Origin of the sequence: Gibbsiella quercinecans (genome assembly GCF_002291425.1) — a bacterium.
Taxonomy (GTDB): Bacteria; Pseudomonadota; Gammaproteobacteria; order Enterobacterales; family Enterobacteriaceae; genus Gibbsiella; species Gibbsiella quercinecans.
The window spans coordinates 2,670,344-2,692,693 of the sequence record NZ_CP014136.1 but is presented as its reverse complement, the minus strand read 5'-3'; the positions used below and the strand labels follow the sequence as shown (position 1 = coordinate 2,692,693).

The 22,350-nt window shown below is 58.1% G+C and carries 20 protein-coding genes; 13 read left to right on the top strand and 7 right to left on the bottom strand.

Annotation, left to right across the window (positions count from 1 at the left end; genetic code table 11):
• Nucleotides 1-10 precede the first annotated feature (10 nt).
• Nucleotides 11-1,195, bottom strand: coding sequence for an MFS transporter (locus ACN28Q_RS12475; RefSeq protein ID WP_230469549.1), 1,185 nt, complete (start codon nucleotides 1,193-1,195; stop codon nucleotides 11-13).
• 73 nt (nucleotides 1,196-1,268) lie between these two features.
• On the opposite strand from ACN28Q_RS12475, the gene ACN28Q_RS12470 reads away from it, so the two are divergent.
• Nucleotides 1,269-2,102, top strand: a complete 834-nt coding sequence (locus ACN28Q_RS12470) for an AraC family transcriptional regulator (RefSeq protein ID WP_230469548.1) — start codon at nucleotides 1,269-1,271, stop codon at nucleotides 2,100-2,102.
• Nucleotides 2,103-2,165: 63 nt separating this feature from the next.
• On the opposite strand, the gene metF is transcribed toward ACN28Q_RS12470, so the two are convergent.
• The 3 genes from metF to metB all read right to left on the bottom strand — a co-directional run bounded on the left by metF (nucleotide 2,166) and on the right by metB (nucleotide 6,873).
• On the bottom strand, nucleotides 2,166-3,062 hold the full coding sequence (gene metF / locus ACN28Q_RS12465) for a methylenetetrahydrofolate reductase (protein WP_095846638.1): 897 nt from the start codon (nucleotides 3,060-3,062) through the stop codon (nucleotides 2,166-2,168).
• 212 nt (nucleotides 3,063-3,274) lie between these two features.
• On the bottom strand, nucleotides 3,275-5,710 hold the full coding sequence (locus tag ACN28Q_RS12460) for a bifunctional aspartate kinase/homoserine dehydrogenase II (RefSeq protein WP_095846637.1): 2,436 nt from the start codon (nucleotides 5,708-5,710) through the stop codon (nucleotides 3,275-3,277).
• A gap of 2 nt (nucleotides 5,711-5,712) precedes the next feature.
• A complete protein-coding gene (metB, locus tag ACN28Q_RS12455) occupies nucleotides 5,713-6,873 on the bottom strand; it encodes a cystathionine gamma-synthase (RefSeq protein ID WP_095846636.1) in 1,161 nt (386 codons plus the stop codon).
• Between the two features lie 417 nt (nucleotides 6,874-7,290).
• Between metB and metJ the strand changes: the two genes are divergently transcribed.
• A complete protein-coding gene (gene metJ, locus ACN28Q_RS12450; protein ID WP_004392248.1) occupies nucleotides 7,291-7,608 on the top strand; it encodes a met regulon transcriptional regulator MetJ in 318 nt (105 codons plus the stop codon).
• Between the two features lie 75 nt (nucleotides 7,609-7,683).
• Here the strand turns inward: metJ and rpmE are convergent, their stop codons facing one another.
• On the bottom strand, nucleotides 7,684-7,899 hold the full coding sequence (rpmE, locus tag ACN28Q_RS12445; protein WP_037425558.1) for a 50S ribosomal protein L31: 216 nt from the start codon (nucleotides 7,897-7,899) through the stop codon (nucleotides 7,684-7,686).
• A 227-nt stretch (nucleotides 7,900-8,126) separates the two neighbouring features.
• Here rpmE and priA point away from each other — a divergent pair, with 227 nt between their 5' ends.
• The 7 genes from priA to rraA all read left to right on the top strand — a co-directional run bounded on the left by priA (nucleotide 8,127) and on the right by rraA (nucleotide 16,314).
• A complete protein-coding gene (priA, locus tag ACN28Q_RS12440; RefSeq protein WP_095849014.1) occupies nucleotides 8,127-10,322 on the top strand; it encodes a primosomal protein N' in 2,196 nt (731 codons plus the stop codon).
• Between the two features lie 260 nt (nucleotides 10,323-10,582).
• The gene (gene cytR, locus ACN28Q_RS12435) at nucleotides 10,583-11,611 is read left to right on the top strand and encodes a DNA-binding transcriptional regulator CytR (RefSeq protein ID WP_095846635.1); all 1,029 of its coding nucleotides are present in this window, start codon (nucleotides 10,583-10,585) and stop codon (nucleotides 11,609-11,611) included.
• Nucleotides 11,612-11,805: 194 nt separating this feature from the next.
• Complete coding sequence (gene ftsN, locus ACN28Q_RS12430; RefSeq protein ID WP_095846634.1) at nucleotides 11,806-12,726, top strand: cell division protein FtsN; 921 nt, start codon at nucleotides 11,806-11,808, stop codon at nucleotides 12,724-12,726.
• 102 nt (nucleotides 12,727-12,828) lie between these two features.
• On the top strand, nucleotides 12,829-13,359 hold the full coding sequence (gene hslV / locus ACN28Q_RS12425) for an ATP-dependent protease subunit HslV (RefSeq protein ID WP_095846633.1): 531 nt from the start codon (nucleotides 12,829-12,831) through the stop codon (nucleotides 13,357-13,359).
• A 12-nt stretch (nucleotides 13,360-13,371) separates the two neighbouring features.
• On the top strand, nucleotides 13,372-14,700 hold the full coding sequence (gene hslU / locus ACN28Q_RS12420; RefSeq protein ID WP_095846632.1) for an ATP-dependent protease ATPase subunit HslU: 1,329 nt from the start codon (nucleotides 13,372-13,374) through the stop codon (nucleotides 14,698-14,700).
• A gap of 96 nt (nucleotides 14,701-14,796) precedes the next feature.
• Complete coding sequence (locus tag ACN28Q_RS12415) at nucleotides 14,797-15,714, top strand: 1,4-dihydroxy-2-naphthoate polyprenyltransferase (RefSeq protein ID WP_095846631.1); 918 nt, start codon at nucleotides 14,797-14,799, stop codon at nucleotides 15,712-15,714.
• Nucleotides 15,715-15,828: 114 nt separating this feature from the next.
• Nucleotides 15,829-16,314: a ribonuclease E activity regulator RraA gene (gene rraA, locus ACN28Q_RS12410; RefSeq protein ID WP_095846630.1), complete on the top strand. Its 486-nt coding sequence runs from the start codon at nucleotides 15,829-15,831 to the stop codon at nucleotides 16,312-16,314.
• Between the two features lie 66 nt (nucleotides 16,315-16,380).
• Here the strand turns inward: rraA and zapB are convergent, their stop codons facing one another.
• Nucleotides 16,381-16,620 carry a septal ring assembly protein ZapB gene (gene zapB, locus ACN28Q_RS12405; protein ID WP_095846629.1) on the bottom strand — a complete coding sequence of 80 codons (240 nt, stop codon included), beginning with the start codon at nucleotides 16,618-16,620 and terminating at the stop codon, nucleotides 16,381-16,383.
• 537 nt (nucleotides 16,621-17,157) lie between these two features.
• Here zapB and ACN28Q_RS12400 point away from each other — a divergent pair.
• The 4 genes from ACN28Q_RS12400 (at nucleotide 17,158) to fpr (ending at nucleotide 21,808) form a co-directional block, all read left to right on the top strand.
• Entirely contained in the window at nucleotides 17,158-18,006 is an 849-nt protein-coding gene (locus ACN28Q_RS12400; RefSeq protein ID WP_095846628.1) for an MIP/aquaporin family protein, read from the top strand.
• Nucleotides 18,007-18,045: 39 nt separating this feature from the next.
• Nucleotides 18,046-19,554 (top strand): glycerol kinase GlpK, encoded by a 1,509-nt coding sequence (glpK, locus tag ACN28Q_RS12395; RefSeq protein WP_095846627.1) that lies wholly within the window; start codon nucleotides 18,046-18,048, stop codon nucleotides 19,552-19,554.
• 130 nt (nucleotides 19,555-19,684) lie between these two features.
• Complete coding sequence (gene glpX, locus ACN28Q_RS12390) at nucleotides 19,685-20,695, top strand: class II fructose-bisphosphatase (protein WP_095846626.1); 1,011 nt, start codon at nucleotides 19,685-19,687, stop codon at nucleotides 20,693-20,695.
• A 366-nt stretch (nucleotides 20,696-21,061) separates the two neighbouring features.
• Entirely contained in the window at nucleotides 21,062-21,808 is a 747-nt protein-coding gene (fpr, locus tag ACN28Q_RS12385; protein ID WP_095846625.1) for a ferredoxin--NADP(+) reductase, read from the top strand.
• On the opposite strand, the gene ACN28Q_RS12380 is transcribed toward fpr, so the two are convergent.
• Entirely contained in the window at nucleotides 21,809-22,228 is a 420-nt protein-coding gene (locus ACN28Q_RS12380; protein ID WP_095846624.1) for a DUF805 domain-containing protein, read from the bottom strand.
• Between the last annotated feature and the right edge of the window lie 122 nt (nucleotides 22,229-22,350).

The following is a 22,350-nucleotide window of genomic DNA, read 5'->3' as shown; positions in this document are numbered from 1 at the left end:
TGCGTTGCTTTTACGGCCCTGCTTGCAGGGCCGTTTTATTTTCGCGATAGCTTGCACGCACCAGCACCACAACGGCGATCAACCCCAGCCCCATCAGCAACGCCAGTACCGCCACGCCCGATACCACGCCAAAGCCATCGGCGGCGGCGCCGGCAATCCATGGCATCATGCCGCCGAACAGATAACCCGCGGACTGCGTCAGGCCGCTCAGGCGCGTGGCCTCATGTTTTGATGCGGAAAATGCCAGCGGCAGCAGCAGCGCGAGCGGGAACAGACCGCCGGTGCCCAGCCCAAGCAGGGCCGCCGCGCCCCACACCGTTTGCGGCAACCACCACAGCATCAGCGTGCCGGCGATAACCAGCGCGGTGAATATCCCCATTGCACCTACGACGCCCACCCGTGCCCCACGCAGGAGCAGGGGGAAGAACAGGCTGGTTGCCGTTTGCAGCGCCAGAAACAACGCAATCAGCGCGCTACTGGCATGCGGAGTAAAGCCAGAGGCCATATACAGGCTGGGCAACCATGCCACCACCGTATAGTTAATCCCAGCCTGCAGGCCGAAAAATAAGGCCAGCCACACCACTACCCTTCGCTTCGGCCGGTGCGTGACAACGGCGGGCAATGCTACCGCCCCACGCGCAGCAGGCCAAACCGCCCACAGGCCGGCGGCGGCAACGGCGGGGAGCGCCCAGAAAGCCAGCCCGGCCTGCCAACCCCCCGCCATGTTGGCCAGCAACGGCGTTGCATAGGCGGCAATGGCCGATCCCACCCCCATACTGGTGGCGTACAACCCCATCGCTGCCGGGGCTTTATCATCATGAAACGTTTCCTTGATAAAACCGCTAAGCAACGGCCGGATGATGGCATCGCCGATGCCAACCAGGGCCGCCGTCAACAGCAGCACACCATAACTCTGCGCCGCCAGGCGCAGGGAAAGCCCCAGAATGAGGATGCCAAAAGCCAGCAGCATCGCGCGCTTCAAGCCAAACTGACGATAGGCGATATAGCCCAATGGGGAGAGCAGCCCCATGCAAATCACCGGCACCGCCGTCAGCAACCCAAGCGCGCCGCCGGCAATCAAGAGTTGCTCCTGAATGGCGCCCAGCACCGGCGCCAGCGATGAAATGCCGGTGCGCAGGCACAGGCCCGCGCCGAAAACCATCAGCCACGGCAATAAGGTTGAATATTTCACCACGCTCACTTTCCCCTTTCCCAAATGGCAGTAGGTTAGCGCGCTTATCGGGTGTAATCTTTCGACAAATCGCCCAATGACATCGACTAACTGCCAAATGCCTGCTTCCACTACGCCGCCACGATCCAACCGCCGGGAGTGGCGCCTTGCCTCCACCTCGCCGTTGAAGACATTGCCGCGCCCCGTTTATCTGCGCGCCTACCACATTGGTGCCGGAACACATATCGAAAGCCATCGGCACCACTGGTGGCAGTTCTTATTCGCCCGCAAGGGATTAATGCAGGTGCAAGCCGGGGAAACCGCACTGACCTTACCCCCGGATTACGGCATGTGGCTACCGCCGGGGTGCGAGCATAGTCTCTGGGTAGGGGAAGATGTGGAGCTGGAAAGCCTGTATATCGAACGGGCGGCGATCGCCATGGCCGATCGCCGTCTGCGGGTGGTGAAGGTGGATGATTTCGTTCGTGCCTTCATCCACCATGCGTGTACGCAGCTTCCGGTCTGCTATGACCAACAAGGCGCGGAGGGCCGCAAGGTAGGCGTATTGCTTGATTCACTGCAGGCGCTGCCCGATGCCCCATTCAACCTGCCCTTCCCAACCGCCCCCAGGCTTTTGGAGGTTTGCCTGGCGATCCAGAAAGCGCCGCAGTTGCCGCACACGCTGGCGCAATCCGCCAGTGCAGCGCACATGTCACCACGCACCTTCTCTCGCCATTTCCTGCGCGCTACCGGCCTGCCCTATCACACGTGGCGGCAGCGTATGCGCCTGCTGGGCACGCTGGCGTTGTTGCGATCGGGGTTGTCCGTCACCGAGGTCGCCCTGGCGATTGGCTACGCCACGCCTTCGGCATTCATTTACGCCTTCAGGCAGCTGTTTGGCACCTCACCCAGCCGTATCTCATTGGGCTGAACCCAGAAACCAAAAAGCGCCGTGCCAATGGCACAGCGCTGCGGGGGAATTGCAGGGATGAACTCAGGCCGCCGCCACCGGGCGCACGCCCAGGGTGTGGCAAATGGCGTAGCTCATTTCGGCGCGGTTCAGCGTATAGAAGTGGAAGTCTTTTACCCCTTCGCGGCTCAGGATCCTCACCATGTCCATGGCGATATTGGCGCCGACCATTTTGCGCGTTTCCGGATCGTTATCCAGCCCTTCAAACATACTGGTCATCCAGCTTGGCACGCGCACGTTGGTCATGGTGGCGAAACGTTGCAACTGCTTGAAGTTGGACACGGGCAAAATACCGGGCACGATTTCAACATCAATACCAGTGGCTACGCAACGGTCGCGGAAACGCAGGTAGCTTTCCACATCGAAGAAGAACTGCGTGATTGCGCGGTTGGCGCCGGCGTCAATCTTGCGCTTCAGGTTGATTAAATCCGCCTGGGCGCTTTTCGCTTCTGGATGCACTTCCGGGTAAGCCGCCACGGAAATATCAAAGTCGCCCACTTCTCTTAGCAACGTCACCAGATCGGCCGCATACATATCCGGCTTGCCGCCGCCTGCCGGCAAATCCCCGCGCAGGGCCACAATGTGGCGAATACCGCTGTTCCAGTAATCGGTCGCGATTTCACGCAGCTGCGCCGGGCTGGCATCGATGCAGGTCAGGTGCGGCGCCGCATCCAGCCCGGTGCGCTCTTTGATCCCTTTGATCACGCTGTGGGTGCGATCGCGTTCGCCGGAATTCGCCCCGTAAGTCACAGACAGAAATTTCGGCTTCAGGCTGCTCAGGCGATCGATGGACTGCCACAGGGTGTCTTCCATCTCAGTGGTACGCGGCGGGAAAAACTCAAACGACACGTTAATCTGGCCATGCAGCTCCGCCAGACTTTGATTCAGCGCTTCCCGCTGGTTTGCGTGAAAAAAACTCATACCCTGCCTCTTATCGATCGCTGTTTTTGATAAGCGTCTATACGTTTAGACGTCTAGATAGAAAATGCCGGATATTGCTCAGGCAGTCAACAGGAAACCCGGGAATAGGCGATGATTTATCCTCACGAACCACGCGAGAAAATTTCATGATGCCCGGCAAGAAGGGAACGGCGAGATGCAGCAGGGCGCCACAGAGGGCGCCCAGAGAGGCATTACAGCAACTGGGCCAAACGGTTAAGGTCTGACTGAATGGCGCCGGCAGTAACGTCGCGCCCAGCCCCCGGGCCGCGGATAACCAGCGGGTTATCACGGTACCAGCGGCTTTCGATGGCAAACACGTTGTCACAGGGCAGCAGTGCCGCCAGCGGATGATCCGGGCGCACGGCTTCCACGCCGACACGCGCTTTGCCGTGGGCATCGAAACGCGCAACATGGCGCAATACCAGCCCCATTTCGCTGGCCGCTTCAAAACGCTGCAGCATCTGTTGGTTAAGCTCTTCCCCGTCCTCAAAGAACTGATCGATGGAGCCCTGCTCAACGCTGGCGGGCACCAGCGATTCAACCCGTACCTGGCTCGGCTCGATGTCGTAACCTGCTTCGCGCGCCAAGATCACCAGCTTGCGCATCACATCCTGGCCGGAAAGATCGACCCGCGGATCCGGCTCGGTCAGCCCTTGCTGCCATGCCTGATCCACCAGTTCAGTGAACGGCACGGTGCCGTCAAACTGCAGGAACAACCAAGACAGCGTGCCGGAGAAAATACCGCTGATCGCCAGAATGCTGTCGCCGCTATCACGCAGGTCGCGCACGGCGTGGTTCACCGGCAGGCCCGCGCCAACGGTGGCGTTATACAGCCAGTGGCGCCCGGTTTTAGCAAACGCATCGCGAATTTGGCGATAGTTATCGCTGCCGGAAGCCCCCGCCAGTTTGTTGGCGCTGATGACATGGAAACCGTAACTGGCGAAATCCAGATACTGCTGCGCCAGATTTTCGCTGGCGGTGACATCCAGCACCACCAGATCATCGTACGGGTGAGCGCGCATCCACAGGAACAGCGATTCCTCATCCAGGTCCTGCGCTTCTTCTTCAAAAAATGCCAACGCGCGGCTGGCATCCAGCCCATCATAGTTCAACAGGCTGCGCCGGCTATCCACCACGCCCGCCAGGATGAATTCAAAACCGCTGCGGGCCGAAATGCTTTCCTGATCGCGCGCAAACAGCTCCAGCCAACGGGAACCGATATTTCCCTTGCCGAACAGCACCAGGCCGATGCGTTTTTCGGCGCGGAACAGGCTTTGGTGCAGCCCCTGAATCAACAGCCCGGTTGGCCCCTGGCGCAGCACCGCCACCAGGCTGATGCCGTCTTCCGCCTGCCAGATAAACTCCACCGGCTGGTCTTTCAACTGCTGATAAAAACGGTGGCTGTGCAGCGGGTTGTTGCACACGCCTGCGCCCACCAGCGCCACCAGCGCCAGGCCTTCATGCAGTTGCAGCTCGCCCGGCAAGGCGGCTTCCTGCAGGATGCGCAGCGCGCTGCCCACCACTTCCGAGGTGTAGCAAAGCTGGATCAGGCGGCGATCCGGGTGCAGCCCGACCGCCAACGGTTTAACCTGGGTGCGCTTGAGCACGCGATCGAGCTCCTGCTGCACCTGTTTAACGTCATGCTGTGGGGCAACGGTCAGTTCAATCAGGCACACATCATCATGACTGGTGACGATTTTCGCACCGGTGCCGGAAGCCAACACGCGTTCAATGCGCGTGGAACCTTGTTCCGGCTGGTAGCTGCAACGCAGTTGCAAATCGATATCGCTGCCGGAAACCGGCTGCAGCGTGCGCGTATGCAGCACCGGGGCCGCCAGGCGTGCAAGCTCGTTGGCTTCATCCAGGCGCAGCAAAGGCAACAGGCAGGCATCTTTCACCTTGCGCGGATCGGCGCTGTAAACACCGGCCACATCGCTCCAGATGGTCACGCGCGACACCCCGGCCAGCGCACCGATTTGGGTCGCGGAATAGTCGCTACCGTTGCGCCCCAACAGCACCGTTTCGCCGGCATCGTTGCGCGAGATAAACCCGGTGACGACCAGGCGTTGGCCCGGATACTGCACCATCAGTTGTTGCAACAGCGGAGAAGAGCTCGCTTCGTCAACCTGGGGCTGAGCGGTGCGCTCTGCGCGCAGGAAGTCACGCGCATCCAGCCAGGCGGCCTGCATGTCCAGCTTATTCAGCAGCGCCGCCATCAGCCGGGCCGACCAGATTTCCCCATGCCCGACCACTTCCGCATAGGCCGCATCGTCAATTCGCCCGTCCAGCACCACGGCCAGGCGTTCCAGATCGTGGATAAACGCGGCGATCAGCGGTTCTGCCATTTCCGGCGGCAGCAAGCTGCCGATCAACTCACTGTGATAGCGGCGCAATGCCTGTTGCACCTGGTGGGCGGAAAGACGATCGCTCTGGCTCAGCTTCAGCCAACTGATCAATTGGTTAGTGGTGCTGCCGGCGGCCGAAACCACCATCAGATCGCCCGGCTGGCTGTATTCGGCCATAATGCCCGCCACCCGCCGGTAACACGTAGCATCCGCCAGGCTGCTACCACCGAATTTATGCAGTTGGCGCCCTCTTTCCGCCCCTGCCGTCACAATTGCATTCATGCTTACCTCGCTGCCGCAGCCTGGAATGCGTGTTCCAGATCGGCAATCAGATCGTCACTGTCTTCAATCCCTACGGAAACCCGTAGCAAACTTTCGGAAATCCCCGCCGCGGCGCGCGCTTGCGCCGACATCCCGGCGTGGGTCATGGTGGCCGCATGGGAAATCAGGCTTTCAACGCCCCCCAGGGATTCCGCCAGCGTAAACAGCTCAAGCGCGGAAAGGAAACGGCGCAACAGCGCTTCATCGCCATCCAGCTCAAAACTGAGCATCGCGCCAAACCCGCGCTGCTGGCGGCGTGCGATCTCATGGCCCGGGTTTTCCGGCAGAGAAGGATGGTAAAGTTTTTTCACCAGCGGCTGCTGGCGCAGATAGCTGACAATCGCTTCGGCGTTTTGCTGCGCCGCCTTGATACGCGGCGCCAGCGTGCGCATCCCACGCAGCAACAAATAGCTGTCAAACGCACCGCCGGTCACGCCAATGTTGTTCGCCCACCAGGCCAAATCTACCGCCAAATCGGGGTCTTTGGCGATCACCGCACCGGCGACAACGTCTGAATGCCCGTTCAGGTACTTGGTGCAGGAATGCACCACCAGATCGGCGCCGAGCGCGATCGGCTGCTGCAGCGCCGGGCTGAGGAAGGTGTTATCCACCACCGCCAACGCGCCGGCGGCATGTGCGGCTTTACAGATGGCGGCGATATCCACCACCCGCAGCAGTGGGTTGCTGGGGCTTTCGATCAGCACCAGCTTGGGTTTTTGCGCTAGCGCCTGCGCCAACGCCGCTTCATCACCCTGATCCACAAACAGCACGCGATAGGCGCCACGCTTGCTCAGGCTGTCAAACAGACGGTAACTGCCGCCGTAACAGTCGTGCGGCGCCACCAGCAGATCGCCCGGTTGCAGCAATACGGTGGTGACCAGATGAATAGCTGACATGCCGCTGCCGGTCATTACCGCCCCTGCGCCGCCTTCCAGTTCCGCCAGCGCGCGCTGTACCACGTCGCGCGTGGGGTTGCCGCGACGTGAGTAGTCATGGGTTCGCGGCTGATTGAAATCGGTAAAGTTATAGGTACTGGAAAGGTGAATCGGCGGGACAACGCAGCCGTACTGTTCGTCATTATTCAGGCCGCTGCGTACGGCGATCGTGGCTGGTTTACGCGTCATAAGGATTATCCGGCTGTTGGAGTGCGAGTGAGTGAAGCCTAAAGATTAATCGTAGTGACGATAGACGTCAATACATCTGGACATCTAAACTTCTTTGCGTATAGATTGAGCGCAGGCGCAATACCCGCTAACATTATATACCCAAAATAATTCGGGTTGCAGGAAGCCGCCGCCAGGGTGTGGCCCAGGAATAGGCCGAACAACAAAGCCGATGTATCGGCAACGTGCAGTAAGGTATAGCGATTTATTGTGACGGCGCAGTGTTAACGCGATACGCATAATTTGAGTCTATTAACCACTCGCGTACAGTAACCTTGGCGGCGTTATTGACATTCATTAGTGAGCGCAGTGAAGATCGGGCATAATTGGCCGGTTTTTAGAATATGGTAATTTTTCTGACAAATTTTAAGGTGTCCCATGGCTGAGTGGAACGGCGAGTATGTCAGCCCTTACGCTGAACACGGTAAAAAAAGTGAACAAGTAAAAAAAATCACGGTATCCATTCCGCTGAAGGTCCTGAAGATCCTCACCGACGAGCGCACTCGTCGTCAGGTCAATAATCTGCGGCATGCCACCAACAGTGAATTGCTGTGCGAAGCGTTTCTGCACGCCTTTACCGGCCAGCCGCTACCGAATGATGAGGATCTGCGCAAAGAGCGCAGCGATGAAATACCGGAAGCAGCAAAGATATTGATGCGTGAGCTGGGTGTGGATCCCGATACCTGGGAATATTGATTACCGCGGTGCAAACGCCGGCGGCAGAACGAAAAAAGGCGCCGACGGCGCCTTTTTATCTGATCGCAAGAAAGATTATTTCTTAGCGCCAGGTACGCTGAAACGCTTGTTGAAGCGGTCAACGCGGCCACCGGTAGCAACATCACGCTGCTTGCCAGTGTAGAACGGGTGGCATGCGCCACAAACGTCCAGGTTCAGATCGTGACCCACGGTAGAGCGGATTTTGATCACGTTACCGCAAGAGCAGTTAGCAGTAACTTCTTCGTATTTTGGGTGAATACCTTGTTTCATGGGGAAACCTCAGTTAAGGCCGTGTCGCTATCCAGCCCTGTTCGCCAGACACCACACGTGGTTGATAAAAAGGTTTTGATACCAGGCGGCCCACAAGCGTGCAGCGCAACCTGTCAATACCAAAGGCGGCAAATTATACAGAATAAAAAGTGGCGCGCAATCGGATCCGTACATTCAGCAGCCATCCGTGTAAACTAACCGACAATTTTTTCATCCTGGATGACTCCATGCCCGTTGTTCACGTTGCATTACCGGTACCCCTCGCCCGCACCTTCGATTATCTGCTGCCGCCAGGCTTGCAGCCGGTCGTTGGTGCGCGCGTTTGCGTTCCGTGGGGCAAACAACGCGCCATTGGCATCGTCACCGGTTACAGTGAAACCAGCGAACTGCCGCTGGAAAAGCTGAAACCTATCGACAGCACGCTCGATCACGCTTCGCTATTTTCTGACCACCTATGGCGTATTCTACGCTGGGCCAGTGATTACTACCATCACCCCCTCGGCGAAGTGTTGTTCCATGCCCTGCCCATCCTGCTACGCCAGGGCAAGCCGGCGCAGGCCGCACCGCTGTGGCAATGGTTCGCGACCGAACAGGGGCGGGCCACGCCGATCGCCAGCCTCAAACGCGCGCCCAAACAGCAGCAGGCAATGGCCGCTCTGTTGCAGCGCCCGATATACCGCCATCAGGTCAATGAGTTGGATCTGACCGAGCCCGCGCTCCAAGCGCTGCGGGCCAAAGGCCTGGCCGATCTGCGCGCCCAAACGGTAGCGGCGGAAGACTGGCGGCCCGGTTTTGCCGTGCTGGGCGACCGGCTACGGCTTAACACCGAGCAGGCCACCGCAGTGGGCGCCATTCGTAGCGAAGACGATCGGTTCAGCGCCTGGCTGCTGGCAGGCATCACCGGCTCCGGCAAAACGGAAGTGTATCTCAGCGTACTGGAAAACATTCTGGCGAAGGGCAAACAGGCGCTGGTGCTGGTGCCGGAAATCGGCCTGACGCCGCAAACCATCGCCCGCTTTCGCGAACGCTTTAACGCCCCGGTAGAAGTTCTGCACTCCGGCCTTAATGACAGCGAACGGCTGGCGGTATGGCTACGCGCCCGCAGCGGCGAAGCGGCGATCGTGATCGGCACCCGCTCAGCGCTGTTCACGCCGTTTGCCCGCCTTGGCGTGATCATCATTGACGAAGAGCACGACAGTTCTTACAAGCAACAGGAAGGCTGGCGCTATCACGCTCGCGATCTGGCGGTGTTTCGCGCCCACGAAGAGAATGTGCCGATGGTGATGGGCTCGGCCACGCCGGCGCTGGAAACCCTGCATAACGTGCAGCTCGGCAAATACCGCCAGCTCAGGCTGACCCAGCGGGCCGGCAACGCCAAGGCCGCCGCGCAGCACCTGATCGATCTTAAAGGGCTGCCGTTAACCTTCGGCCTTTCGCAACCGCTGTTGAAAAGCATGCGCCACCATCTGCAGGCCGGCAATCAGGTGATGCTGTTCCTCAACCGCCGCGGCTACGCGCCAGCGCTATTGTGCCATGAATGCGGCTGGATAGCCGAGTGCCAGCGCTGCGATCGCTACTACACGCTGCACCAAAACCACCGCCAGCTGCGTTGCCACCACTGCGACAGCCAGCGCCCGGTGCCTCACCAGTGCCCCCAATGCGGCTCAACCAACCTGGTGTCCGTAGGGATCGGCACCGAACAACTGGAAAATGAGTTGGCCCCGCTGTTCCCGGAGATGCCGATAACCCGCATCGATCGCGATACCACCAGCCGTAAAGGGTCGCTGGAGCAACACCTGGCGGCGATTCACCGTGGCGGCGCGCGTATTTTGATCGGCACCCAGATGCTGGCCAAGGGGCACCACTTCCCCGATGTCACGCTGGTTGCCCTGCTGGATGTCGACGGCGCGTTGTTTTCCGCCGACTTCCGCTCTGCGGAACGCTTCGCCCAGCTGTATACCCAGGTGTCCGGCCGCGCGGGCCGTGCCGGCAAACAGGGCGAGGTGCTGCTGCAAACCCACCATCCAGAGCACCCTTTATTGCAAATCCTGCTGCAACAGGGCTACGACGCCTTTGCCAGCCAGGCGCTGGCGGAACGCAATAGTGTGTTTCTGCCGCCGTACACCAGCCATATTCTGGTGCGCGCGGACGATCATGATAACCAGCAGGCGCCACAGTTCCTCCAGCAGTTGCGCAATCTGCTGGAAGCCAGCCCGCTGAAAGACGAAGCGCTGTGGGTGATGGGGCCGGTGCCGGCGCTGCAGGCAAAACGCGGCGGCCGTTTCCGCTGGCAGCTGTTGCTGCAGCATCCGTCACGGCGCGTCCTGCAGCACCTGATGAAAAGCACGCTGCCGCTAGTCGGCACGCTGCCGCAGGCGCGCAAAGTGAAATGGTCACTGGACGTCGACCCGATCGACAGCTAAGCCGGAAAAGTCCGATTCAGGCAGCCAAATGCTGGCGTTTACCCTTAATAATTGCGAGTAAACGCGAAAAAACTTCCGGTTCTCACCTTTTTTCTGAAAATTAGGTAACAAAAGCAACGCGCAATCTGTTTAGAATGTCAGCGCAGGCGTTTTATCACCGCAATCGTGGGCACTGCGTGCAAACGCGCGCCCATACGCCAGGCGAGGTGAGTACATTGAAGTCATCGCGTTAGCACGGGGCTGGCGCAAGGAGATAGGCGTTGGAGTACAAAAAAGAATTACCGATGGCCACCATGAAAGACGTAGCCGAAATGGCGGGCGTTTCGACGGCAACCGTGTCGCGTGCGCTGATGAATCCGGAAAAAGTGTCGACGCCAACGCGCCAGAAAGTGGAACAGGCCGTATTGGCCGTGGGCTATTCCCCGCATGCCCTGTCGCGCAATATAAAACGCAACGAATCCCGCACCATCCTGGTGATCGTCCCAGATATCTGCGATCCCTTCTTCGCAGATGTGATCACCGGGATCGAGCAAACCGCCGCGCAACAGGGCTATCTGGTGCTGATCGGCGACTGCGCCCAGCAAAATCAGCAGGAGCGTACGTTTGTTAACCTGATCATTACCAAGCAGATTGATGGTATGCTGCTGCTCGGTTCCAATCTGCCCTTTGACGCCAGTAAGGAAGAGCAGCGTAATCTGCCGCCGATGGTCATGGCCAACGAGTTTGCCCCGGAACTTGAACTGCCGACGGTGCACATTGACAACCTGACCGCCGCATTCGAAGCCGTGCATTACCTGCACCAACTTGGCCACCGGCAGATTGCCTGTGTGGCGGGGCCGGAGCATATGCCGCTCAGCCATTACCGGCTGCAGGGTTACGTCCAGGCGCTACGGCGTAATGGCATTACCGTCGAAAGCAGCTATATTAGCCGGGGTGATTTCACCTATGAGGCTGGTGCCCAGGCGCTGGCGGCGCTGATGGTGCTGCCGAAGCCGCCAACGGCGATTTTCTGCCACAGCGATGTCATGGCGATTGGCGTGCTGTCGCAGGCGAAAAAACTGGGGCTGCGCGTGCCGCAAGATCTGTCCATCATCGGGTTCGACGATATCAAGCTGGCGCAGTATTGCGATCCGCCATTAACCACCGTAGCGCAGCCGCGCTACCAGATTGGCCAACAGGCGATGCTGCTACTGTTGGAACAGCTGCACGGCCAGGCGGTATCCAGCGAATCGCGGCTATTAGAAAGTGAATTGGTTATCAGGGGTAGCACGGCTGCGCCTAAACGCTAGTCAAATATTTTAGAGTTCAGTAACATAACGAACCCGGCGCTGATGCAATGGGCACCGTTATTGGTTATATACAGTGTGAAGACGGCCGGTGTGGAAACACCTCACCAGTGGGCTTGTGCCCGGCCCGGCTTCAAAATGGCAAATAAAATAGCCTAGAGGATAGGCTCTTAACCCATCAGGATATAGCGGAAATAGTGGCACAGAGAGACTATGTAAGCCGCGGGCGCTCAGGAGCGCGGCGCAAAACCCCCAGCCGTAAAAAACGCAGTTCTCCGAAGGTATCCAAAACCGTGGTGGCGCTTGCCGTTGCCCTGCTGGTGATCTTTATCGGTGGCCTCTATTTTATTACGCACAATAAGCCGGATGAAGCGCCGCTGTTGCCTGCGCACAGCACCCGCCCAGGCAGCAACCTGCCGCCGAAGCCGGAAGAACGCTGGCGCTATATCAAAGAGCTGGAAAACCGCCAGATTGGCGTACAAACCCCAACAGAACCTTCCGCCGGTGGGGAAGTCAATTCGCAGACCCAGCTCACGCCGGAACAGCGCCAACTGCTGGAACAAATGCAGGCCGATCTGCAACAGCGCCCAACACAGCTTAATGAAGTGCCGTATAACGATCCGGGCCAGGCGCAGCAGCACAGCCGCCAGCAACAGCAACAGCAACAACAGCAGTTACAGCGGCAACAGCAGGTTCAACAGCAACAGCAATCGCAGCCCCAGGTGAATACACAGCGTAATCCGTTTAACAGTAACACCACGGCGGCGCCTGCGGCACCGGTGCAACCCGCTAAACCTGCGCCTGCGCCAAAACCGCAACCGCAACCGCAACCCAAGCCGGAAGCGAAGCAGGAAACGGCGAAGCAAGAGAAACCCGAGAAACCCGAGCAGAAACAACGCTGGATGGTGCAGTGTGGCTCATTCCGCGCCACCGATCAGGCTGAATCTGTGCGCGCGCAGCTGGCGTTTGAAGGCCTTGAAAGCCGTATCACCGCTGGCGGTGGCTGGAACCGCGTAGTTCTCGGCCCCTACAGCAGCCGCGCCACGGCAGACAAAACGCTGGCGCGCCTGAAGGGCATCGGCATGTCAAGTTGCATTCCCCTCGCCGTTGGGGGTTGAAAAGTCTCAATCCCCCCCCATCTATATTCTCAATATGCCTCGTAACGGTTGCGCAAGCAGCCGCTACGGGGACTTCTTTCCGTTTTATACGAGGGTCTGCTCGTGACAACAATTGTAAGCGTACGCCGTAACGGCCAGGTAGTTATCGGTGGTGATGGCCAGGCCACTTTGGGTAACACCGTGATGAAAGGCAACGTGAAAAAAGTGCGCCGCCTTTACAACGACAAAGTCATCGCTGGTTTCGCCGGGGGTACTGCTGACGCCTTCACGCTGTTCGAACTGTTCGAACGCAAGCTGGAAATGCATCAGGGCCACCTGGTTAAGGCCGCCGTTGAGCTGGCGAAAGACTGGCGCACCGATCGCATGCTGCGTAAGCTGGAAGCGCTGCTGGCCGTGGCTGATGAAAATGCGTCACTGATCATCACCGGCAACGGTGACGTCGTTCAACCTGAAAATGATTTAATCGCGATCGGCTCCGGCGGCCCTTATGCCCAGGCAGCTGCCCGCGCGCTGTTGGAAAATACCGAGCTGAGCGCCCGCGACATCGTCGAGAAATCCCTCGGCATCGCCGGCGACATCTGTATTTACACCAACCATTTCCACACTATTGAAGAATTGCCTTCCAAAGCGTAAGGACCGAATACTATGTCTGAAATGACCCCGCGCGAGATCGTCAGCGAGCTGGACAGCTACATTATCGGCCAAAGCCAGGCCAAGCGTGCCGTCGCTATCGCACTGCGTAACCGCTGGCGCCGCATGCAGCTCAACGATGAGCTGCGTCACGAAGTCACACCGAAAAACATCCTGATGATCGGCCCGACCGGCGTCGGTAAAACCGAAATCGCCCGTCGTCTGGCAAAACTGGCCAATGCGCCGTTCATCAAGGTCGAAGCCACCAAGTTCACCGAAGTGGGCTATGTGGGTAAAGAAGTCGACTCTATCATCCGCGATCTGACCGACGCCGCGGTGAAAATGATTCGCCTGCAGTCAATCGAGAAAAACCGCACCCGTGCAGAAGAAATGGCGGAAGAGCGGATCCTTGATGTGCTGATCCCGCCGGCGAAAAACAACTGGGGCCAGGCTGAAGAGCAGGAACCGTCGACCGCCCGTCAGTCTTTCCGCAAGAAACTGCGTGAAGGCCAACTGGACGATAAAGAGATTGAAATCAATCTCACCGCCGCCCCGATGGGCGTAGAGATCATGGCGCCGCCGGGCATGGAAGAAATGACCAGCCAGCTGCAGTCGATGTTCCAAAACCTGGGTGGGCAAAAACAGAAGCCGCGCAAGCTGAAAATCAAGGAAGCCTTCACGCTGCTGGTGGAAGAAGAAGCCGCCAAGCTGGTGAACCCGGAAGAGCTGAAAGAGCTGGCGATCGAAGCCGTTGAACAGCATGGCATCGTGTTTATTGATGAGATCGATAAAATCTGTAAACGCGGCAACGCTTCCGGCCCGGATGTGTCCCGTGAAGGCGTGCAGCGCGATCTGCTGCCGCTGGTGGAAGGCAGTACCGTGTCCACCAAGCACGGCATGGTGAAAACCGACCATATCCTGTTCATCGCCTCCGGCGCTTTCCAGGTGGCCAGCCCGTCCGATCTGATCCCGGAACTGCAGGGCCGCCTGCCGATCCGCGTTGAGCTGCAGGCGCTGAGCACCGAAGACTTTGAACGCATCCTCACCGAGCCGAATGCGTCGCTGACCGAACAGTACAAGGCATTGATGGCGACAGAAGGCGTTACCATCGACTTCACCGCCGACGGTATCCGCCGCATCGCCGAAGCCGCATGGCAGGTTAACGAACGCACGGAAAACATCGGTGCGCGCCGTCTGCATACGGTGCTGGAACGTTTGATGGAAGATATTTCCTTCAGCGCCAGTGAAAGTAACGGCGAATCCATCATCATCAACGCCGATTACGTCGGTAATCATCTGGATGCGCTGGTAGCGGATGAAGATCTGAGTCGTTTTATCTTATAATCGCGCTATCATTGTCCTGGCAGTTATCTGTGTGGGAGGCATTGCCTCCCACAATTATTTCCAGCGGATATAGCCAATTACTTGCCGAAGCGAAAAATGAGCTCATCAACCACCACCACGCCGGTCAAAGCCTGGCTGGAAAGTTTACGACCGCGTACCCTGCCGCTGGCCTTTGCCTCTATCGTGGTCGGTTCCGCCATCGCCGCATGGCAAGACAGCCTGAAACCGGGCGTGGCGCTATTGGCCCTGCTAACCGCCGGCCTGTTGCAAATCCTCTCTAACCTGGCGAACGACTATGGCGATGCCGCCAAAGGCAGCGATAAAGAAGACCGCATCGGGCCATTGCGCGGTATGCAAAAAGGGTTAATCACACAGGCACAGATGAAGCGCGCGCTGGTGCTGACGGTGGTGCTGATTGCGATCTCCGGCTGTTCTCTGATTGCGCTGGCCTGCGAACAGCCCAGCGACGTTATCGGTTTCCTGGTGTTGGGCGCGCTGGCCATCATTGCCGCCATTACCTACACCGTGGGCAACAAGCCATACGGCTACCTGGGACTGGGGGATATTTCCGTGCTGGTGTTCTTCGGCTGGCTGAGCGTGGCCGGTACTTACTACCTGCAAACCCACAGTTTCGACAGCGTTGTCATGCTGCCGGCCACCGCCTGCGGCCTGCTGGCGACGGCGGTGCTGAACATCAACAACCTACGCGATATCGACAGCGATCGCGAAAACGGCAAGAACACCCTTGCCGTGCGCCTGGGGCCGATCAACGCCCGCTACTACCATGCGCTGCTGCTGATCATGGCCGTGGTGTGCTTTGCGCTGTTTGCCCTGCTTAACCTGCACAGCGCCTGGGGCTGGCTGTTCGTGCTCGCTATCCCGCTGCTGCTGCGCCATGGCGTGCGGGTGTTGCGGAACAAAACGGCGACGGCCATGCGCCCAATGCTGGAAGATATGGTCAAAGCGGCGCTGCTGGCCAATGTGCTATTCGCCATCGGCGTGGTGCTAAGCTAGGCCTGGCGATATGGCGAAATCAGCTGCCAATGCAGATGGGCGCTGATGATTTTGCCAACGGGGCGATTAAAGGGATATACTGGTTATTCCAGCGGCAAACAGACGTAAAATCCTATGAAATACGATACTTCCGAACTTTGCGACATCTATCATGAAGAGGTGAACGTCGTTGAACCTCTATTCTCCAATTTTGGCGGGCGTACTTCATTTGGCGGTCAGATCACCACGGTGAAATGCTTTGAGGATAACGGCCTGCTTTTCGATCTGCTCGAAGAGAACGGCCTTGGCCGTGTGCTGCTGGTCGACGGCGGCGGCTCGGTGCGCCGTGCGCTGATTAACGCAGAACTGGCGCGTCTGGCGGTGCAAAATGAGTGGGAAGGCATCGTGGTGTATGGTGCGGTGCGCCAGGTGGACGATCTGGAAGAGCTCGACATCGGCATCCAGGCGATGGCGGCGACGCCGGCCGGCGCCACGAGCGAAGGCATTGGCGAAAGCGATATCCGCGTTAACTTTGGCGGCGTGACCTTCTTTTCCGGCGATCATCTGTATGCCGACAACACCGGCATTATTCTTTCCGAAGACCCACTCGATCTCGAATAATCCCCGATTTGCAAAAGGGCGCCATCAGGCGCCCTTTCTGTTTGCGTTCGGCAAAAGCGAAAGGCGTTAGACCTCTTCCATTTTGCCCAGCAGCGCCCGCAGGCGATCTTGCCAAACGTGCTGCTCTTCTTTCAGCTGCTGGTTTTCACGCACCAGCGCTTCCTGGTTACCAGAAGCATTCTGCACTTCCTGAGACAGGTTATTGTTTTTCTCTTTCAGCTCTTCAATTTCCATCTGTAACAGAGTGATGGTATCAATCGCCTGCTGAACTTTTGCTTCCAGTTTTTCAAATACTTCAAATGACATTCTTCAGTCCCCTTATGATAGCAAGGCGTACATCTATAAGTAGCGGCCACAACATCGGCTGCAGCTACTGCGAATATGCATCGCGCCAGGTAACACGCACCGTTATTAAAACGCGCCTGTCTTGATAAAACGTTTCTTCACGATGAAACGATTGTAAGTAGCCCAACACCTACTGTCTAGCAACATACCGGCCCAACGCGCAGTCTGTTGCAATTTTCCCGCTGCCGCTATCAGTAAAAACTGAAAACCGCGCGGCCAGCCGCCGGCGATTGTTAACAAATAGATACCGAACCACTGGTCAGATCACACTTTTCCTGCTCAAAAAGAACCCTGAACAACGCGAATTCGCTCAATTTTATGACATGGCACACACATTTTGATTTCGCTATTTCTCGTTTATGTTCGTTAACGATAAATTCACATTAGATTCGCAATGCATCACAGGACGATATAAAAAAAACTGTACCCCATAGGCGAAGGCCTCACCCCGCTTTCAGCCTATACCCTAATAATCACCGTCTGCAGGACAATAACATTATGAGCCAAACGACTAGTCCGACCCTAAAAGGCCAATGTATCGCAGAATTCCTCGGTACTGGCTTGTTGATTTTCTTTGGCGTTGGCTGTGTTGCTGCACTGAAGCTGGCTGGCGCCAGCTTCGGCCAATGGGAAATCAGTATCATCTGGGGCCTTGGCGTTGCCATGGCCATCTACCTGACCGCGGCAATTTCCGGCGCCCACCTCAACCCGGCAGTCACCATCGCCCTGTGGTTGTTCGCCAGTTTTGATCGCCGTAAGGTTCTCCCCTACATCATCGCGCAGATTGCCGGCGCCTTCTGCTCCGCGGCGCTGGTTTATGGGCTTTACTACAATCTGTTCTATGATTTTGAAGCCAGCCATAACATGGTGCGCGGCAGCGTAGAAAGCCTCGATCTGGCCGGTATCTTCTCAACCTACCCGAACGCCCATATCACGGTCATTCAGGCATTCCTGGTAGAAACCGTGATCACCGCCATTCTGATGTGCCTGATCCTGGCGCTGACGGATGACGGCAACGGCATCCCTCGCGGCCCGTTGGCGCCATTATTGATCGGTATTCTGATTGCCGTTATCGGCGCCTCCATGGGACCATTGACCGGTTTTGCGCTCAACCCGGCGCGTGACCTTGGCCCGAAAATGTTCGCCTATCTGGCGGGCTGGGGGGAAGTGGCATTCACCGGTGCGCGTGATATTCCTTACTTCCTGGTACCTATCTTCGGCCCGCTCGTCGGCGCCAGCCTGGGTGCCTTTGGTTACCGTGCACTGATCGGCCGTCATTTGCCTTGTGATACCTGCGTGGAGAGCGAAGAAACCGCCGCCACCAAGGCACAGCAGCGCAAAGCGTAATTCCCCGGCCTAAAGAGTTAACAACAGCAGGATAAAATCATGACAGCAGAAAAAAAATACATCGTCGCGCTCGACCAAGGGACCACCAGCTCACGCGCCGTCGTGCTCGATCATGACGCCAATATCGTCGCGGTATCCCAGCGTGAATTCGCGCAGATTTACCCCAAAGCCGGCTGGGTTGAGCACGATCCGATGGAAATCTGGGCCACGCAAAGCTCCACGCTGGTTGAAGTGCTGGCGAAAGCCGACATCCGTTCCGATCAAATCGCCGGTATTGGCATAACCAACCAGCGCGAAACCACCATCGTCTGGGAAAAAGACACCGGCAAACCCATCTACAACGCCATTGTCTGGCAGTGCCGCCGCACCGCTGAAATCTGCGAAAAGCTCAAACGCGACGGCCTGGAAGAGTATATCCAACACACCACCGGCTTGGTGGTGGACCCGTACTTCTCCGGCACTAAAGTGAAATGGATCCTCGATCAGGTTGAAGGCGCCCGTGAACGCGCCAAACGGGGTGAACTGCTGTTCGGCACCGTTGATACCTGGCTGGTGTGGAAAATGACCCAGGGCCGGGTACACGTCACGGACTATACCAATGCTTCACGCACCATGCTGTTCAACATCCATGAACTGGACTGGGATGAGCGCATGCTGGAAGTGCTGGATATTCCACGCGCCATGCTGCCGAAGGTACGGCCGTCTTCCGAAATCTATGGCCAAACCAACATCGGGGGGAAAGGCGGGACGCGTATCCCTATCGCCGGTATCGCCGGCGACCAGCAGGCGGCGCTCTACGGCCAGCTGTGCGTTCAGCCAGGCATGGCAAAAAACACCTATGGCACCGGCTGCTTCCTGCTGATGAACACTGGCACAGAAGCGGTGCGCTCCAGCCACGGCCTGCTGACCACCATTGCCTGCGGCCCGCGCGGCGAAGTGAACTACGCGCTGGAAGGCGCGGTATTCATCGGCGGCGCCTCTATTCAATGGCTGCGTGACGAGCTGAAGCTGATCAGCGACTCGCAGGACTCCGAATACTTCGCCTCCAAGGTTAAAGACAGCAACGGCGTCTACGTGGTGCCGGCCTTCACCGGCCTGGGCGCACCGTATTGGGATCCGTATGCCCGTGGCGCCATCTTTGGCCTGACCCGCGGCGTGAACAGCAACCATATTATCCGCGCCACGCTGGAATCCATCGCCTACCAAACCCGCGACGTGCTGGATGCGATGCAGGCCGATGCCGATACGCGTTTGCAATCGTTGCGCGTAGACGGCGGCGCCGTCGCCAACAACTTCCTGATGCAGTTCCAGTCGGACATCCTTGGTACCCGCGTGGAGCGCCCAGAAGTGCGTGAAGTCACCGCGCTGGGCGCCGCCTACCTGGCCGGCCTGGCGGTGGGCTACTGGAACGATCTGGATGAAGTGAAGAGCAAAGCGATTATTGAGCGCGAATTCCGCCCAAGCATCGAAACCACCGAGCGCAACTTCCGCTACGAAGGCTGGAAAAAAGCCGTCGCGCGCGCGCAGGCGTGGGAAGAACACGACTAATATTACCCGTTGTTTCCTCCTGTTTACGCTGCCTACGGGCAGCGTTTTTTTTGCCATGCCCCGCCGCCCCTGGCCGGCTGTGATAGACTTTGCCGATATTTTCTTCCATTTATCACTAATAGGTTTTGCCATGAAACGTGAATTAGCCATCGAATTCTCCCGCGTAACCGAAGCCGCCGCCCTGGCCGGCTATAAGTGGCTGGGGCGTGGCGATAAGAATGCGGCGGACGGCGCGGCGGTCAACGCCATGCGCATTATGCTCAATAAAGTGGATATCAATGGCTGTATCGTGATCGGCGAGGGAGAGATAGACGAGGCCCCGATGTTGTATATCGGTGAGCAGGTTGGCACGGGCCAGGGCGATGCGGTAGATATCGCCGTAGACCCTATCGAAGGCACGCGCATGACCGCCATGGGGCAAGCCAATGCGCTGGCCGTGCTGGCCGTAGGCGATCGCGGCACATTCCTGCACGCGCCGGATATGTACATGGAAAAACTGGTGGTTGGCCCGCAGGCGCGTGGCGCAATCAATCTGGATCTACCGCTTGAGCAAAACCTACGCAACATCGCGCAGCAACTGGATAAACCGTTGGCGGAACTGACGGTCATTACGCTGGCGAAGCCTCGCCACGATGGCGTGATCGCGCAGATGCAGCAGTTGGGCGTGCGGGTATTTGCTATCCCCGACGGTGATGTGGCGGCCTCTATCCTGACATGTATGCCGGAAAGCGAAGTCGACGTGATGTACGGCATCGGCGGCGCGCCGGAAGGCGTGATCTCCGCCGCGGTGATCCGCGCGCTGGACGGTGACATGCAGGCGCGCCTGTTGCCGCGCCATGAGGTAAAAGGCGACACCGTTGAAAACCGCCACATCGGCGAACAAGAGCTGGTGCGCTGCAAAGAGATGGGGATCGAGGCTGGCAAGGTGCTGCTGTTGGATGACATGGCGCGCAACGACAACGTCATCTTCTCTGCCACCGGCATCACCCAAGGGGATCTGCTGGAAGGCATCACCCGCAAGGGCAACATGGCCACCACGGAAACCCTGTTGATTCGCGGCAAATCCCGCACCATCCGCCGTATCCGCTCCACGCACTATCTGGATCGTAAAGATCCGGCGCTACATACGTTCCTGTTGTAATCCCCCAGCCCTGTTTCACCTGGCAATTGCCGGCTGAAACAGGGCTTTAGCATTTAATCGATAATCGTTTTTATCCGGCTGAAATAAAATAACCCACCTGTAACATCATCAAAACGGATTCTATTGCAGAACAACGCTATCGCAGGGGGGCGGGAAAAGGCGCCATCAGGGCGAATGCCGCCAGGCGGCTTACGGCCCACAATATTGCGTTTATACCCAAAGTAATTCGAGTTGCAGGAAGGCGGCAACGCAGTGAATCTCCAGGAGCTTACTGGAGTAAGTGACTGGGGTGAACGAGGAAAGCCAACACACCTGCAACTTGAAGTATGAAGGGTATATTTGATTCGACCACGGGAGCATTAAAGTATGGCTGAATGGGTTAATGGTAAAGTTATCAAAGTGGAAAGGTGGACCGACGGGCTGTTTAGCATCATCGTCAACGCACCGGTCGATACCTTCACCGCAGGGCAATACGCCAAACTGGCGTTGGATGTCGGCGGCGAGCGCGTGCAGCGCGCCTACTCTTATGTCAATGCGCCCAGCAACCCCAACCTGGAGTTCTACCTGGTCACCGTGCCGGAAGGAAAATTAAGCCCCAGTCTAAGCCGGTTAGAGCCAGGTTCGGACATTCTGGTAACCAAAGAAGCCGCCGGTTTCTTTGTGCTGGATGAAGTGCCGGACTGCGAGACGTTATGGATGTTGGCGACCGGCACCGCCATTGGCCCTTACCTGTCGATCCTGGAAGAAGGCATCGGCCTGGAGCGCTTCAAAAATCTGGTGTTGGTGCACGCCGCCCGCTACGCCAACGATCTCAGCTATCTGCCGCGTATGCAGCAACTGGTGCAGCGCTACAACGGCAAGCTACGCATCCAGAGCGTCGTCAGCCGGGAAAACGCCCCCGGCGCGTTGACCGGCCGCGTACCTGCCCTGATCGCCGACGGGCAGTTGGAAGCGGCGGTTGGTTTACCCATTGACGCCGAAACCTGCCACGTGATGCTGTGCGGCAACCCGCAAATGGTGCGCGACACCCAACAAACGCTGAAGGAGAGCCGCGGCATGCGCAAACACCTGCGCCGCAAGCCGGGCCACATCACCAGCGAGCACTACTGGTAATCAACGGAACCGCACCGGTTCTGCCTCTGGGCCGAACCGGTTATTCCCCGGCGTGCCGACAAACGCGCCAAGATCGACCAGCATCATCACAAAAATCACCGCCGGGATAAAACGCCCTACGCCCCACTGCCAGAGCGGCGCCAGCATATGCCAATTGCCGGCGGCCAGCACCCAGGCCAAAATCAGCAGCAACGCCCATCCGCCCGCTTTACCGCGATCGTGCAGGCGTTTCACCAGCACCGCCGCCGTCGGCCACAGCAGCGCAACAATAAAAAAGGCCACCGACTGAATCGCAACCAGGCTATAGTTGGCCAGCGTAAATGCCAGCGCCATCAGCACGCACCATATCGCGATCCAGATCCAAAAATCGCGGCGCCCGATGCGCCCCTTAAATGAAAAGCACCACTGCTGTAAGCTCATTATTCCCAGGCTCGTCATCCGCTTATTTTACGCGGCAGTGTAACACAGGCCGTGTGGCGCCAATATGCCTGCCGCCCAGGCTGGCGATCGCGCGGAATTTTTGACAACGCCCCCTGATTACC

Coding starts and splice junctions, on each gene's coding strand:
- ACN28Q_RS12470 (WP_230469548.1), top strand. CDS start 1,269: ATGACATCGACTAACTGCCAAATGCCTGCTTCCACTACGCCGCCACGA.
- metF (WP_095846638.1), bottom strand. CDS start 3,062: ATGAGTTTTTTTCACGCAAACCAGCGGGAAGCGCTGAATCAAAGTCTG.
- ACN28Q_RS12460 (WP_095846637.1), bottom strand. CDS start 5,710: ATGAATGCAATTGTGACGGCAGGGGCGGAAAGAGGGCGCCAACTGCAT.
- metB (WP_095846636.1), bottom strand. CDS start 6,873: ATGACGCGTAAACCAGCCACGATCGCCGTACGCAGCGGCCTGAATAAT.
- metJ (WP_004392248.1), top strand. CDS start 7,291: ATGGCTGAGTGGAACGGCGAGTATGTCAGCCCTTACGCTGAACACGGT.
- rpmE (WP_037425558.1), bottom strand. CDS start 7,899: ATGAAACAAGGTATTCACCCAAAATACGAAGAAGTTACTGCTAACTGC.
- priA (WP_095849014.1), top strand. CDS start 8,127: ATGCCCGTTGTTCACGTTGCATTACCGGTACCCCTCGCCCGCACCTTC.
- hslU (WP_095846632.1), top strand. CDS start 13,372: ATGTCTGAAATGACCCCGCGCGAGATCGTCAGCGAGCTGGACAGCTAC.
- ACN28Q_RS12415 (WP_095846631.1), top strand. CDS start 14,797: ATGAGCTCATCAACCACCACCACGCCGGTCAAAGCCTGGCTGGAAAGT.
- rraA (WP_095846630.1), top strand. CDS start 15,829: ATGAAATACGATACTTCCGAACTTTGCGACATCTATCATGAAGAGGTG.
- zapB (WP_095846629.1), bottom strand. CDS start 16,620: ATGTCATTTGAAGTATTTGAAAAACTGGAAGCAAAAGTTCAGCAGGCG.
- ACN28Q_RS12400 (WP_095846628.1), top strand. CDS start 17,158: ATGAGCCAAACGACTAGTCCGACCCTAAAAGGCCAATGTATCGCAGAA.
- glpK (WP_095846627.1), top strand. CDS start 18,046: ATGACAGCAGAAAAAAAATACATCGTCGCGCTCGACCAAGGGACCACC.
- glpX (WP_095846626.1), top strand. CDS start 19,685: ATGAAACGTGAATTAGCCATCGAATTCTCCCGCGTAACCGAAGCCGCC.
- fpr (WP_095846625.1), top strand. CDS start 21,062: ATGGCTGAATGGGTTAATGGTAAAGTTATCAAAGTGGAAAGGTGGACC.
- ACN28Q_RS12380 (WP_095846624.1), bottom strand. CDS start 22,228: ATGAGCTTACAGCAGTGGTGCTTTTCATTTAAGGGGCGCATCGGGCGC.